The following is a 15,029-nucleotide window of genomic DNA, read 5'->3' on the forward strand; positions in this document are numbered from 1 at the left end:
ACACCCACAATCCACCCAACTTTTAACATTTTTAACCTTTAACACCAAAATTGTAGATTGTAGATCTTAGATTTTAGATTGGGGTTAATACTGAGTTTAAGGTTTGGTGTACTGATCTCGGTTCGTCAATTCGTCAGTTCATCAATTCATCAATCCCCCACACCCACAATCCACCCAACTTTTAACATTTTTAACCTTTAACACCAAAATTGTAGATTGTAGATCTTAGATTTTAGATTGGGGTTAATACTGAGTTTAAGGTTTGGTGTACTGATCTCGGTTCGTCAATTCGTCAGTTCATCAATTCATCAATCCCCTACACCCACAATCCACCCAACTTTTAACATTTTTAACCTTTAACACCAAAATTGTAGATTGTAAATCTTAGATTTTAGATTGGGGTTAATACTGAGTTTAAGGTTTGGTGTACTGATCTCAGTTCATCAATTCCCCAGTTCGTCAGTTCATCAAAAACCCCACACCCACAAGCCACCCAACTTTTAACATTTTTAACCTTTAACACCAAAATTGTAGAGTGTAGATCTTAGATTTCAAATTGGGGTTAATACTGAGTTTAAGGTTTGGTGTACTGATCTCGGTTCGTCAATTCGTCAGTTCATCAATTCCCCAATTCATCAATTCCCCAGTTCATCAGCTCCCTAAAATCCCCCTCGTATAGTCTCAGCTATTTCAGCCAATTCTTCCTTGCTGAGTTTTAATTTTTCTCTGTTGAAATTGATATCATCCATGCTGCGCAGGGGTACAAGGTGCACATGTACATGAGGCACCTCCAAACCAATTACTGCCACTCCTACCCTTGTACACTTGATGGTTTTGTCAATAGCCTTGGCTACTTTTTTGGAAAAAACATGCAAACCCGACAACACCTCGTCTTCAAGGTCAAAAATATAGTCGACTTCTACCTTTGGAACGACCAAAACATGCCCTTTCACCAAAGGCATGATGTCCAAAAAAGCAATGTAATTGTCATCCTCTGCTACAATGTGAGCAGGAATTTCTCTATTGATGATTTTTGTAAATATGCTTGCCATAGCGCTAAAAATAAAAAATCCCGATTGGGAATACCAACGGGATTGAAGAATTTAATAGGATATTTCCAAAACTTCGAACTCCAACGTTCCTGCAGGAGCTTTGATTTCGGCTACATCACCTACTTTCTTACCCAATAGACCTTTGCCAAATGGCGAGGCCAAAGAAATCTTACCTGCCTTAAGGTCAGCTTCTTCTTCTGACACCAAGGTATAGGCTACCGTCATTTTATTTTTGAGATTTTTGATCTTCACTGTACATAGAATCCCTACTTTGGAAGTATCCATTTTGGAATTGTCCATTACACGGGCATTACCTACCACACCTTCAAGTTTGGCTATTTTCAACTCCAACAAACCTTGAGCATCCTTGGCAGCATCATACTCTGCATTTTCACTAAGGTCACCTTTGTCTCTCGCTTCAGCGATCTGCTTGGCTATATCAGACCTACCTTTGGTCTTCAACTCATGAAGCTCATCTTTCAGCCTCTTTAATCCTTCTTCGGTGTAATACTGTATCTGACTCATGCTTTATTTTATTTGCTATGGCTATGAAAAATAAAAGAACGGTCTCATTGCTGAAACCGTTTCTTTGTCTTTGTTTTATATGTAACTCTACAAAAGTAACAATTCTTATCACACAAACCAATCAATAAGGTTTGAAAAGATTATTTTACCGAAATGCCTATTTCCATCTTGTGAATTTTCCACTAAACTCTCCAAAACCATAAATTTTATCTAAAATTTCAAAACCGGAGGAAGGTATTTCGCAACTAAATCTTCATAATAAGGCATTAATGCTTTGACATTAGGTTTTTCCGGAAGTTTGGAATAAAGATCATATGGATTGAATTTATCAACCCATTTAAACATCTCCCGGTCCTTTTTATTTAGAAAATGTCCATAAGCCCCTTCCCTGTGTTGGGCATAAAAAGAATGGTAGCGAATCATGTAAAGTGCCTCCTCAGGAAGATGATCCTTGACCATCTGATAAAGGTATTCATCATGTCCCCAAGACATCTTTATATTGTCAAGACCGCAATGTGGTTCATAGATACCGTATTTGGTATTATACCTTTCATCTTTGCTGTCAGGATTCAAATCAAAAAACTCAGGAAATACTATTTTTTCAGCGTGCTGACAACCTACCGGAAAAGTATCTCCAACTACTGCCCATTGGGGTTCTCCAAACAAGCAAAGTACTTTACCCAAATCATGGATAAAGCCTGTCAGCACAAACCAATCAGGGTGTCCATCCCTTCTGATCGCCTCTGAAGTTTGCAATAAATGTTGGAGTTGGTCCAAATCCGTATCCGGATCGGAATCGTCTACAAGAGTGTTCAGAAACTTGATCGCTTCCCAAAAGGGCATTTCCTTTTTATCGAACTTTAAAAACTCTTCTTCCTTGTTACAGACAAAATCATAAGTTTGATAGGTATGATTGAGCTTATAAAAATCCCTCACCGTATCGACCCTTTCTGTATTGCTGTAATCTCGATATTCCTTCTTGGTTTTTGAACTTTGAGTTTTTGGTTCAGGATATCTTTGTAACAAGTCATCCTCCCAATCTTCTAGAGATGACAATGGAGAATTGATATTTGATTGCGATTTTGATACCATGATTTCTGTCGACTTTACTTCAAGTTAAGCATTATAAGGTTGAAAGAAAAAAACAGGGTATCGAAATGGTCTGTTGAGTTTTACTCCTCGAAAGCTTTCCTTATTTTCTCCACCAAGACCTCATTGATTTTTTCATAAGACTGAAAAGTCCAACCCGCAATATGTGGGCTAAAGATCACATTGTCTCTGACTGCCAATTTCTCAAAGGCTATTTTCTGATCAGCTGTGAAAGTTGCAAATTTCTCATTTTCCAACACATCCAAAACCGCTCCTTTAAATATCCCTCTATCCAAAGCCTCATTCAAGGTATCAAAAGAAATGATCTCCCCCCTTGCTGTGTTGATAAAGTAGATGGGTTTTTTGAACCTTTCCAACAAATCGAGATTTAGAAAATTTCTCGTTTCCAAAGTCAATGGCACGTGCATACTCAGGATATCAGCTTCTTCAAGTACCTGCCCCAAAGAGGCTTCTCTGACGTGAAAATTCCCGAAACCGGATTTGTACTTATCATAGGCCAGAATATTAACATCAAATCCAGCCAGTTTCTTGGCAAAGGATGATCCCATATTTCCATAGCCAAAGATCCCTACCGTTTTACCAATCAACTCTTCTCCTCTGTTTTCTTCTCTTTTCCAGACACCTTTTTTTACTTCAGCATCAGCTTTGTTGATATGGTTAAATAAGGCCAAGAGCCCTCCGACCGCATGTTCTCCCACCGCGTCCATATTGCCTTCAGCTGCATGGAAAAGCTTGATGTCATGTTGGACCAAGTAATCCAAGTCAATCTTGTCCAAGCCCGCTCCTGCCCTTCCAATAAATTTGAGCTGTTTGGCCTTGAGCAGCAATTCCCGGTCAATAGGAGTTTTGGAACGTATGATAATCCCTGTGTACTGATCAATTTTGTCTAAAATTTCACTTCTTTTTATCTCCGGGTGATAATCCACCACATATCCTTCTTTTTCAAGAAGAGGGATGATAGAAAGGTGCATTTCATCAATAATAAGTACTTTATCAATCGGCATAAATGGGGGTGATTTTGAAATTTATAGATTATTGTTTCTAACATTGGGGTTGATCTGTGATTTTCCCTTACTGGCAAAAACGCAGGTAATCATATCTATCAGGTTTAAAGATTAAGTAAGTACATGGCGACGCCAAAGTATACAGCCAAACCCAAAAGATCATTTGCTGTGGTGATAAAAGGGCCGGAGGCAATTGCGGGGTTGACGCCAAACTTATCCAGCACCAATGGGGTCACAGTCCCCATAAATGAGGCCATCAATACCACGAAAAACATGGACAGACCAATGGTAAAGCCAAAAATAGAATCAAATCCATAAATGAATTTTACCACCGAAAAAACAAAAAGTCCAAGTACTATCCCATTGACTAAGGCAATCAGCAGACCTTTGACAAATCTCTGCCATGGAGAGTCATCAAAAACAGACTTTGAGGCTAGTGTCTGCACCACAAGGGAAGAAGATTGAATCCCTACATTCCCACCAGTTGCCGCCACCAAAGGTATAAAAGAAGCCAAGGCAATGTATTTGCTGAGCCCTTCTTCAAAAAAGGTGATGATCTGTGCACCCATCAATCCTCCCACAACACCGATGATCAACCAAGGCAAACGGGCTTTGGAAATTCTCCAAATACTGTCAGATTCCTCTACATCTGCCGAGATACCGGTCATTGCCTGAATATCCTCTTCCGATTGTTCGCGGATCAAATCAAGGATATCATCCACCGTAATTCGCCCTACAAGCTTATTTTTGGCATTGACCACCGGCACAGATTCCAAATCGTATTTTCTCATGATTTCTGCCACCTCTTCCCCTTCCATATGAGTAGGAACTGAAATGAGTTCGGGCTCATAAATATCCATGATCTTTGTATTGGAAGCGGCTAGAATGATTTTCTTCAGAGAAACTCTTCCCAGTAGGTGTTGCTTGTTGTCTACTACATAAATGGAGTATATTTTCTCAACATTTTCCGCCTGCCTTCTGATTTCCTCAATTGTCTGTATGACGCTCCAATTTTGGTTGGCCTTGATATATTCTTTGGCCATCAGACCACCTGCAGAATCTTCATCATAGCGAAGAAGGTCTAGGATGTTGGCAGACTTTTCTTTTTCCTGAAGGTGACTGATGACATCCTCTCTGTCCTTGGAAGGCATCAATATCAAAATATCAGCAGCATCATCAGAGTCCATCTCATCGATAAGGGAAGCCAGTTCTATGGCTTCCATTTCCCGGATGACTTTGTTGACAGAGACTTCATCTAACTCTATCATGATATCAGCTGCTGTCTCATGTGACAACAACCTCAAGACATATATTGCTTCTTCTAGGTTTAGCTCATCCAGCAATGCAGCGATATCAGCCACATTGACTCCCTCCAGAGATTCCAGAATAAAATCATTCTGTTGCTCTTCGATACCGATTCTAAAGCTCTCCAGGTACTCTTTGGATAATTCAAATGTTTTTATTGGTTCCAAGATTCCTGTATTTTATTGGTTAGTGAAATAAAATCCTGCACATCCAGTTGTTCGGCCCTCAAGTCCAACATAGGGTCTTCGTGCAGTCCATCTTTAAGCCCCATCCCTTTCATACAATTTCGGAGCGTTTTTCTCCTAGTACTGAATGCCTGTTTGACCACCTTGAAAAACACTTTTTCATCACAGGCCAATTCATTGACAGTGTTTCTGGTTAAGCGGATCACTCCCGAATTGACTTTGGGAGGAGGATTAAACACATCAGGCGGGACAGTAAAAAGGTATTCAATATCATAGAATGCCTGAAGCATGACAGAAAGTATCCCATAGCTTTTATTTCCCTTGGGTGAAGCTATACGTTCCGCCACTTCTTTTTGCAGCATGCACACAACCTCTTTGACTGAATTTCTTTCCTCCAAGACTTTGAAGAAAATCTGTGAAGAGATATTGTATGGGAAATTACCCGCCACTATGTAAGGCCCTCCCATGATCGGTGCAAAGTCTTTTTTAAGGTAATCAGCCTCAATGATTTTTTCACCCAAATCAGGGTATTTATTATGTAGGTAGGCAATAGATTCTTTGTCTATGTCTACAAGATACAAGTCTCTTTTTTCCTGTAAAAGAAAATCAGTCAATACCCCCATTCCAGGACCTATCTCCAAAACCTTGTTAATCCCCTCATGTCCAGTTACAGCCTTTGCAATTTTTTCGGCTATACTAAGATCAATTAAAAAATGTTGTCCAAGGTGTTTTTTGGGTTTGACCTTCTCCATATGCTTTCCTTTGATTATTTTCTATAAATTGCATCTCAAAATTAAGAGAATTATCACAAAGCACTATAAATAATTCTAATTCCCTGGAAAGCGTGAGGAAGAGGACAATAAAAAAGTCGGTTTTCTAAAGTTTTGTTCACTGAGGGATGAAAGAAGTGGTATACCTCTTAAAATTCTTGTCATTTTGAATAAGTTAACTTAATGAATCAAAGAAAAAATAAACCCGTCATCGGAATCAGTATTGGAGATATCAACGGAATCAGCGCGGAAGTCACCATCAAAGCACTTTTGGACAATAGGCTTCAGCGTCTTATCACACCGGTAATATATGCACATGGTAAAGCACTGACTTTTTACCGCAAACAACTGGAATTGGAAGATTTCAATTTCATGCAGATCAAATCCATTGACGAAGTTCACCACAGAAAAATCAATCTGATCAATGTGGTAGAAGAAAGTCCTGAGGTGATTCCTGGGGTAGAAACCCAAGAAGCCGGTAAAATGGCCTTGGCAGCACTGGAGCATGCTATAAATGACCTGAAATCCGAGAAACTGGATGCTTTGGTCACGGCTCCTCTCAATAAAAACAATATCAATACCCCTGAAAAGAAATTTATTGGTCATACTGAGTTTTTGACAGCAGCATTCGAGGTAAAAGAAAGCCTTATGTTTTTGGTGGCAGAAGACATCAGGGTAGGATTGGTTACTGGTCATATTCCTATCAAGGAAGTTTCACAGAAAATCAATCCCGAGAGTGTCAGAAAAAAGCTGCAATTGATGTTGGACTCACTTCAAAATGATTTCGGTATCAACAAGCCTAAAGTAGCTGTTTTGGGACTTAACCCTCATGCCGGTGAAGATGGATTATTGGGTGATGAAGAAGAAACAATCATCAAGCCTGTAGTAGCAGAGTTTAAGGAAAAAGGTCATTTGGTATTTGGTCCTTACCCTGCTGATGGCTTTTTTGGAATGTTGCACCACAAAAAATTTGATGGTGTATTGGCTATGTATCATGATCAGGGATTGATTCCATTCAAGACTTTGGCGTTTGAAACCGGGGTCAATTTCACAGCTGGTTTGCCAATTATCCGTACCTCGCCGGACCATGGAACTGCATACAATATTGCTGGAAAGAACCTGGCCGACGAAGGATCCATGCGCGCTGCCATCATGCAAGCCTATGATATCGTCCGAAGCCGCGGAGCTTGGGAAGAGGAAGAAGAGGAAGGATGAGGGGAAGGGAAAGGATGAAAGCCTGTCCCGAAGTATTTCGGGGGAGTAGCGAGTTTAGAGATAAGATACAAGATACAAGAGACAAGAAACAAGAATTAAGATGGGTTGATGTTGACCTTTGGGGCTTCCAAAACGCCGAAGATTCTTTTCAGTAAAAAAGCCTTTTATTGTTTCTACTTTTTCTGACAAAAAAACCTTCGAGGTTCAAAAAAGACCTCAAAGGTTAGCAGTCCCTGACCTTTGGGGTTTTCAAAAACCCGAAGGTCTCGATGGAGGCAAAGAGTGATGAAGAAATATAGTGGAAATAGGATAGAAATACAGGAGAAATATAATGGGAATAGGGCTTAGAACTCAATAGAAATGAGGGTATCTTTTTTAATTAACGGCCCAAAAAAACCATTAATTGGTAAAGTTGGTGCGATATCCGAAGGTTGCACCTTCGGATTTATGATTCTTGAGCTTGTAGCTCAAAAAGGTATTAAAAGTCCGTTTACGACAGTACCACATCCACAATCCGCCCAATCACAATTAATCGATTCTACAATCATTAATACCCTCACCCCCGACCCCTCTCCCTTAATGGAGAAGGGAGAAACCCTCTGTTTAGAGTTCTTTTGTAGTTGGAAATACAACAGGAATAATCTCTAGGGAATAGATTATCTGAGACCCCAAAGGGGTCAAATGTTAATAGCCTCGGGTTGAAACCCGAGGATTATGGTTGATAATTTGATTTTGGTTTTTGGCCGCATTATGCTTGCTATTGAACAAAGCTTTCCGCCAAAAACAGGGATGTGGAAGGATCATCTATCACAAAATTCAGGAAAAACCGAAATGTCAATGGCATGAGTTAACATTCACAGTGGTGAAGAAATATAGGAAATATGATTGAAATCGAAGTGTAACGTAGATCCCGAAAACGAAGAGAATCGGTATAAAATTAAGAACCTAGCGTATTGAAGGTTCCGAACGCTTAAATGGCCATGAGTGGGGACACTCAAGGCGGGGAAAGAAATAAAGTAGATACATTGTGGAAATACAGTAGAAATACAATAGAAATAAGTCTAAGGAATAAAGCGAATTGATGCTCTCAATGCTTTTTGTTTTTTATTTTAGACCCTTAAAATTCTATTTATTGTTAAAGGTGGTGCGATATCCGAAGGTTGCACCTTCGGATTTATGATTCTTGAGCTTGTAGCTCAAAAAGATATTAAAAGTCCGTTTACGGCAGTACCACATTCACAATCCGCCCAATTACAATTAATCGATTCTACAATCACTAATACCCTCACCCCCGACCCCTCTCCCTTAATGGAGAGGGGAGAAATCCTCTGTTTAGAGTTCTTTTGTAATTGGAAATACAACAGGAATAATCTCTAGGGAATAGATTATCTAAGACCCCAAAGGGGTTAAATGTTAATAGCCTCGGGTTGAAACCCGAGGATTATGGTTGATAATTTGATTTTGGTTTTTGGCCGCATTATGCTTGCTATTGAACAAGGCTTTCCGCCAAAAACAGGGATGTGGAAGGACTACCTTCCTCAAATTTCAGGAAAAACCGAAATGTCAATGGCATGAGTTAACATTCACGGTGGTGAAGAAATAGGATTGAAATCGAAGTGCAACGTAGATCCCGAGAACGAAGAGAATCGGGATAAAATTAAGAACCTAGCGTATTGAAGGTTCCGAACGCTTAAATGGCCATGAGTGGGGACACTCACGGCGGGGAAAGTATTTATTTCCCACAGATATCGCAGATGAACGCTGATAAGCTTCGCTTTTGACACAACAATTGTAGAGTGTAGATCTTAGATTTCAGATTTCAGATTGGGGTTAATCCTGAGTTGAAGGTTTGGTGTTCTGGTCTCAGTTCGTCAGTTCATCAGTTCGTCAGTTCATCACTTCCCCAATTCATCAGTTCCCCAGTTCATCAATTCGTCAGTTCGTCAGTTCGTCAATTCCCCAGTTCATCAATTCCCCAGTTCGTCAGTTCGTCAAAAACCCTACACCCACAATCCACCAAACCTTTAACTTTTTAACCTTTAACAATCTAGTCTCCAGTTCATCACTTCCCCGGCGTCAATACAATTTTTCTAAACTCCACAGGTCCGTGGTCTCCCTGCAACATAAGAGGACCGGCTTTTCCCTCGTGGCTATCCAATGCTCCTCCTGTAATTCCAGGAATGATCTGATCACAGATAATTGTTTTCCCATTCGCTACTATGGTGAGTCTTCTGCCTACCAAGGTAATGTCAAAAGTCTGCCATTCCCCTGCTGATTTGGCTACCATCTCATTTGGTGTCAAAAATCCATAAATCCCCCCAAAAAGCACCGAAGAAGGTTCTTTCCCCTTGTCATCCTGGATCTGCACTTCATACCTACCTCTCAGAAACAGTCCACTGTTACTTCCTTCTGGATAACGGAATTCTACATGAAGTTTGAAATCATCATACTTTTCGTCAGTGATCAAATTGGCTCCTGAAACTTCACTTATGAGATTACCATTGACTACTTTCCACTGATTTTCATCTTTGTCCGCATGCCAACCATCAAGGTTACTTCCATTAAAAATATTGATTGGTTCAGCCCATTGAGGCGCTTTATCCCTAACCAAAGAAGGAGCCCTTTCACCAACAAATTGGTATTTCTCTCCCATTGGATGTTGAATGGTGCCTACAAGTTTTCCATTCTGAACCATTCCCTCAAAGACCAAATCCTGTTCTGTGTTTTGCCACTGCGGAGGAATAGTAAAGGATACCTTTCCATTGTCAAAATGAACCTTGGATACAGGTCTTGCACTGCCGTCATCCCCGACAAAATACCCAACCAAAACTTTAAACCCCGAAAGTTTAACTTCAAGCCAAGAAGGAGCTTCTTTTCCATTCTTGTCTAAAGTGAGGTTCCACCGCCCAATGATCTCCTCAGATTCGGGAGTACTCATTTGGGTAGTATGGGGGCTGGGCTCCTCAACTTGAAACCCAACCCTCATATTGCTTACAGAATTCCAAGTGTTGTTGACATCTTCCCCTTTTTCAGGGTAAGCTTCGGACTTCAGTTCTGAATAACTCTTTTTTGCTTTTGTCTTTACTTTTTGGGCATTGGCTTGAGGTTGCATGTGCAGAAAAAAAGTGCTTGCAACTAAAAGTACTACCCCAAACTTCAAAGTGCTATTGATTCCTATTTTCATCATTCTTTGGTTATTTCATGTGTTAATTTTTCAAGTTAGGAAAATCAACTCAAAATCGAAATCAAATTTCAGATAATAGAGAAAGCAAACAACTTAGCTTTTACTTAATACTATAATTTTAAAACCACTCCAAGGTTAAGCCAAGCCCAGGTGTTGCCAATCTCACCATAAGCCCCAAATTTTTCTGAAAAATAATACCTGGCACCGGCATGAAAAGACGGGAATAAGCCACTATTCGAAAAGATTATCCCATCAAAATTAAAGTTTCTGTAATACAGTCCAATTCCACCATACAGGTCTAGGTTATCTTGTTCTAGATCTAAAAGCTCTGCAAAGTGATAAGAGCCTCTAACGCCGAAAGTACTGACTGAATAGAAATTGTAACTGGCATAACCAAATTCCGCCCCTACTCCGATGACACCTTTTTCAAGGGTGGCAACACCGTATTCAGCTCCCACTCCCAAAGGAAGTCCAAATCCACCACCCCATCCAGCAGCAAATGTACTTCCTAGACCTAAACCACCATTAAGCACCAGGTCTTTTTCTTTAAATACCTGCCCTTGCACCTGCGATGCCATAGCAATTAAAAAACATAAAATAAGACTGAATTTTAGTAGATGTTTCTGTACCATGATTAAAATGTTGATTGAAGTTTAAAATTGATTTTATTAAAAATTGGAACAATATTAATTCAAATATAAACCAATATTTATTGTGTAAAAAATAGATATGTGTAAATAAAAAACCGTATTATGCTAATATCCGCAATCAATAACTTAAACCCATTGAATTCTCGCCTATCTTCGACCAATTCTAATTAAGCTCCATTCTTAAATTTTTTGTTCTATTTGTGAAAATCCAATTTTTCTCCAAACAAAAATGGAATTAATACTTGAAAAGTAGATCTAGATTTTTCAATCATAATTTTTTGCCCAATCATCTATTTTTAACTTGCGAAACCCGATTAATTTTAGTTGATTAAAGAAATATTTATCTTATTTGAAATGAAGTAAGCACCATACTCCTGTCCCTAAATTCATTAATTACCAAGTAAAATGTACCTCCGACTTTTTTTCTTGTACTTGATATCAGTTTTTATTCATTTTTCAGCCTCTGCCAATTCCGATTTGGATAGCCTGAAAAGTGTCATGAATCTGGATATCAATGATTCTAGCAAAATTAGAACTGCTATGTATCTATCAAGGCAGATCCACAGATTGGATCCGGCTGATAAGGACGATTTTCACTATGCCGAAATTGCCTTGGAGTTGGCAGAAAAGCACACTGACACTTTACTATTGGCAGAAAGTCTGGATAACCTTGGCCTCCTTTACAGGTATCACTCCCGGTATGCCAAGTCTACTCCCCTTCATGTAAGAGCGCTTGAACTTATAAAAAACCGAAATGTAGATCCTTATTTCAAAATGCGATTTGCAAACAATGCCGGCGTGTCGGCAAGGTATGATCAAGCCTACGATTTGGCTGTAGAACATTACCTGTATGCACTGAAGATTGCTGAAGAGGAAGAGGATTTAAGGAATATCGCTATCGCCTCCAATGGCTTGGGCAATTCCTTGAGCTATATGGAAGGTAAGAGCGAAGAGGCTTTGCAGTTTTACTTGAAAGCATTGAAAACCGAAGAGCAACAAGAGAACACACTCGGTATGGCAATGAATTACCTGTCCATAGCGAGTTACTATTCGAGAAAAAAAGATTATCAGACTGCTAGAAAGTACCTTGACGACCTCCTGATCATCAATAACGAAAGAAAGGATCAACACGGTATTGCTATGACTTATGAATATTATGGACATTCATATTTGGAAGAAGGGCAAGACCTTGAGTTAGCACAAAATTACTATGAGAAGGCTATTGATATTTTCAAAGAGATAGATCAGCAACATAAGGTTGCGAGTATGATGATTGCACTCGGAGAAGTCAGCAAACAAAAAAATAACCTGACTAAAAGTTTGAATTATTTTCAACAAGCCTTTACCCTCTCTAGGGAAGTCAATAACAAGGCCTTGATAATGGAAAGTGCACGTTTGATGTCTGACACTTATGAGCGAAGAGGAGATTTTGGCCAAGCTTTGACCTACTTCAAAACCGCCAGCGCATACAAAGACAGTCTTAGCCTGATTGACCAAGAAGCAACCATTGAAGGCTTGCGAATGGAATATGATTTTGAAAAACAAGAAGCTGAGCTCAACTTACTTCAGGCCGAAAAAGAAGTGCAAGAACAACAGTTTTTATTGTCTGAGGAAAGGTTCAAAAGGGAACGCACCATTCTTTTCGGTTTGATCTTAGCCATATTAGCCATCACCTTGGTGATCATCTTGAGTCTAAGAAACCTCAACTTGAAAAAAAATCTGGCTATACAGCAAGAAGAGCAGAAGAGAAAAGAGCTTGAATCTGCATTTCAAAATGACTTGTTACAGGCCGAAATTCTGGCCACACGTATGCAGATGAATCCGCATTTTTTATTCAACTGCCTCAATTCCATAAAATTATTGATTCAAAAAGAACAGAAAAAAGAGGCTATCAAATACCTCACTACCCTGAGTAGGTTTGTAAGGGATATCCTTCAAACCAGTAAAATGCCCACCGTCTCATTGGAAGAGGAACTTGAACTGACAAAAAAATACATCATGCTCGAGGAGAACAGGTTTGAAGAAAAACTAGACTTTGAAGTTTGTCTCAATCAAATGGCAGATGAGGATCTCAAAAACATCAAAGTACCACCAATGATTTTACAGCCCTTTGTAGAAAATTCTATTTGGCACGGCCTGCTGCCAAGTAATTCCGAACTCAAAAAACTCAGTATTTCCATTGCAAAAGTTGAAGAAGGTGTGACCATTTCTATCAGGGACAATGGTGTGGGGAGACAGCCAAAACCCGCACATCAATTAAACGGTCATAAAAGCATGGGAGTCACCATTACCCAGCAAAGAATAGACCTATTCAACAAAATAACCAAGCAGAAAATGAACCTGACCACTCTGGACCACAAAGATGAAAATCAAAAGCCTCGAGGAACAGAAGTGCAGATTCAATTGGCATAAGCCTTTCACCCCATAAAAACCAAAAAACATGAACATAGCCATTGTGGATGACGAAAAACACTGTATTGAGAGCCTTGAAATGGATCTTGAAACTTTAGAACTCGGCCATCACATTATTTTTAAAACATCGAAACCAATGGAAGCCTTACTTGAATTGCCAAAACTCAAGGTGGACATACTGTTTTTGGATGTGGAAATGCCTCTACTTAATGGGTTTGAGCTGTTAGATCAATTGGACAAAATTGATTTTGATGTCATATTCACCACAGCATACAGCGAATATGCCCTTCAGGCATTCAAAAATAAAGCCTTCAATTTTTTACTAAAGCCTGTAGATATCGATGAATTAAAAGATGTGTTGGAAGATTGGAAAAAGGAACAACAAAAAAGGTCCTACCTATTGGATGAAACAGCAGTAAAAGACTTACTGTCCAAGATAAAAAATGAGGGATTTGTAAAAAGTAAAATTGCCATCCCTACTGTTAATGGGTTTGAGTTTCTCAAAACGGAAGACATTCTGTATTGTCAAAGTGAAAACAATTACACAAAAATTTTCTTACAAACAGGCGAAAGCAAACTGATCAGCAAAACGCTAAAAGACGTGGAAAAAACGCTATGCAATTATTTGTTTTTAAGGATTCACCAAAGTTATCTCATCAACCCTAAATACCTCAAGCAATACAATAAAACCGATGGAGGCTATGTCATCATGGATAATGGAAACTCACTACCGGTAAGCAAGCAAAAGAGACATTTACTCATTGAATTTTACGATATCATCAGTAGAAACTGATCAGTTCTGATATTCAGTTTACTTTACCTCTATTTGAAAAAGGCCAAATTCTAATCCGAAGTACGGCTACAATAACCTTCTGTTTCTAACAAGCGATCTATTGCGCAATTTGTACTAGAATTCAAATTAATCAACTATATTGTAATTAGATTAAAAAACAGAATTTTACTTATTGAAATATTTGATTTCAAACTTAATCAATAAGTAAATTGCGTAAAACAAATTTTATCATCTTAAATTTTCAATTTATGAAAAGTACATTTTACAGTTTTCTCTTTGCAGGTCTTCTTATGATCAGTACGAGCTCATGTTACACGTATCAATTCAGTGTAGGAAATGGTGCTCAAACTGGTGCTACTGTAACACAAAAGAATCATTATCTTATTTATGGATTGGCTCCTATAGGAACTTCTGATCCAAAGTCAATGGCAAATGGTGCTGCTGATTACGATGTGCACATTCAACACACTTTTGTGGATGGGTTACTGAACATGATTACATTTGGTATCTACACACCTACCACTACCAAAGTCACAAGATAATTAAAGATCGGGGGAGCCCGTACCTCCCCCTTTTCTACATTTTCAATGAAAAACCTTTTACTCGGCTTGGCCCTCCTGATGCTTACCATCGGATTGTTTAATTTCATTAAATACGTCGGTCATTTTGAAGAGCTAAGTGCATACGGAAAGGGCTATCTAACTGGCAGTTTAGTGTTTATTGTAATTGGTTTTGTAATATCGTACATCATCATTCGTCAGAAAGTCCGCTCTTCCAAAATTTCAGAATAAATCCTTCGCTTTAGCTTTGGATTACATAAAAGA

Annotated in this window: 15 protein-coding genes; 7 read left to right on the forward strand and 8 right to left on the reverse strand. The window is 39.0% G+C overall.

Annotated elements, in window-relative coordinates; genetic code table 11:
* Positions 1–659: 659 nt before the first annotated feature.
* The 6 genes from CLW00_RS19425 to rsmA all read right to left on the reverse strand — a co-directional run bounded on the left by CLW00_RS19425 (position 660) and on the right by rsmA (position 5,933).
* Positions 660–1,052 (reverse strand): HIT family protein, encoded by a 393-nt coding sequence (locus CLW00_RS19425; protein WP_106135380.1) that lies wholly within the window; start codon positions 1,050–1,052, stop codon positions 660–662.
* A 51-nt stretch (positions 1,053–1,103) separates the two neighbouring features.
* Entirely contained in the window at positions 1,104–1,577 is a 474-nt protein-coding gene (greA, locus tag CLW00_RS19430; RefSeq protein WP_106135381.1) for a transcription elongation factor GreA, read from the reverse strand.
* A gap of 210 nt (positions 1,578–1,787) precedes the next feature.
* Entirely contained in the window at positions 1,788–2,669 is an 882-nt protein-coding gene (locus tag CLW00_RS19435; protein ID WP_106135382.1) for an inositol oxygenase family protein, read from the reverse strand.
* Positions 2,670–2,749: 80 nt separating this feature from the next.
* A complete protein-coding gene (locus tag CLW00_RS19440; RefSeq protein WP_106135383.1) occupies positions 2,750–3,691 on the reverse strand; it encodes an NAD(P)-dependent oxidoreductase in 942 nt (313 codons plus the stop codon).
* A 104-nt stretch (positions 3,692–3,795) separates the two neighbouring features.
* A complete protein-coding gene (gene mgtE, locus CLW00_RS19445; RefSeq protein WP_106135384.1) occupies positions 3,796–5,163 on the reverse strand; it encodes a magnesium transporter in 1,368 nt (455 codons plus the stop codon).
* Positions 5,151–5,933 (reverse strand): 16S rRNA (adenine(1518)-N(6)/adenine(1519)-N(6))-dimethyltransferase RsmA, encoded by a 783-nt coding sequence (gene rsmA / locus CLW00_RS19450; RefSeq protein WP_106135385.1) that lies wholly within the window; start codon positions 5,931–5,933, stop codon positions 5,151–5,153. The genes mgtE and rsmA overlap by 13 nt, the downstream gene beginning before the upstream one ends.
* A 201-nt stretch (positions 5,934–6,134) precedes the next feature.
* Between rsmA and pdxA the strand changes: the two genes are divergently transcribed.
* The 4 genes from pdxA (at position 6,135) to CLW00_RS21795 (ending at position 8,741) form a co-directional block, all read left to right on the forward strand.
* Positions 6,135–7,166, forward strand: a complete 1,032-nt coding sequence (pdxA, locus tag CLW00_RS19455; RefSeq protein WP_106135386.1) for a 4-hydroxythreonine-4-phosphate dehydrogenase PdxA — start codon at positions 6,135–6,137, stop codon at positions 7,164–7,166.
* Complete coding sequence (locus tag CLW00_RS21295) at positions 7,139–7,321, forward strand: hypothetical protein (protein ID WP_146131462.1); 183 nt, start codon at positions 7,139–7,141, stop codon at positions 7,319–7,321. The genes pdxA and CLW00_RS21295 overlap by 28 nt, the downstream gene beginning before the upstream one ends.
* A 559-nt stretch (positions 7,322–7,880) precedes the next feature.
* On the forward strand, positions 7,881–8,012 hold the full coding sequence (locus CLW00_RS21790) for a hypothetical protein (protein ID WP_281257460.1): 132 nt from the start codon (positions 7,881–7,883) through the stop codon (positions 8,010–8,012).
* A gap of 597 nt (positions 8,013–8,609) precedes the next feature.
* Complete coding sequence (locus tag CLW00_RS21795; RefSeq protein WP_281257462.1) at positions 8,610–8,741, forward strand: hypothetical protein; 132 nt, start codon at positions 8,610–8,612, stop codon at positions 8,739–8,741.
* A 487-nt stretch (positions 8,742–9,228) separates the two neighbouring features.
* On the opposite strand, the gene CLW00_RS19465 is transcribed toward CLW00_RS21795, so the two are convergent.
* Positions 9,229–10,353 (reverse strand): 3-keto-disaccharide hydrolase, encoded by a 1,125-nt coding sequence (locus CLW00_RS19465; protein ID WP_425437982.1) that lies wholly within the window; start codon positions 10,351–10,353, stop codon positions 9,229–9,231.
* A 107-nt stretch (positions 10,354–10,460) separates the two neighbouring features.
* Complete coding sequence (locus tag CLW00_RS19470) at positions 10,461–10,928, reverse strand: hypothetical protein (RefSeq protein ID WP_106135388.1); 468 nt, start codon at positions 10,926–10,928, stop codon at positions 10,461–10,463.
* Positions 10,929–11,405: 477 nt separating this feature from the next.
* Here CLW00_RS19470 and CLW00_RS19475 point away from each other — a divergent pair, with 477 nt between their 5' ends.
* The 3 genes from CLW00_RS19475 to CLW00_RS19485 all read left to right on the forward strand — a co-directional run bounded on the left by CLW00_RS19475 (position 11,406) and on the right by CLW00_RS19485 (position 14,747).
* On the forward strand, positions 11,406–13,412 hold the full coding sequence (locus CLW00_RS19475) for a tetratricopeptide repeat-containing sensor histidine kinase (protein ID WP_106135389.1): 2,007 nt from the start codon (positions 11,406–11,408) through the stop codon (positions 13,410–13,412).
* A gap of 28 nt (positions 13,413–13,440) precedes the next feature.
* Complete coding sequence (locus CLW00_RS19480; protein WP_106135390.1) at positions 13,441–14,205, forward strand: LytR/AlgR family response regulator transcription factor; 765 nt, start codon at positions 13,441–13,443, stop codon at positions 14,203–14,205.
* 248 nt (positions 14,206–14,453) lie between these two features.
* Positions 14,454–14,747 carry a Bor family protein gene (locus CLW00_RS19485; RefSeq protein WP_106135391.1) on the forward strand — a complete coding sequence of 98 codons (294 nt, stop codon included), beginning with the start codon at positions 14,454–14,456 and terminating at the stop codon, positions 14,745–14,747.
* Positions 14,748–15,029: the final 282 nt, after the last annotated feature.

It is taken from the genome of Mongoliibacter ruber (assembly GCF_003003005.1).
In the GTDB taxonomy this organism is placed as follows: domain Bacteria; phylum Bacteroidota; class Bacteroidia; order Cytophagales; family Cyclobacteriaceae; genus Mongoliibacter; species Mongoliibacter ruber.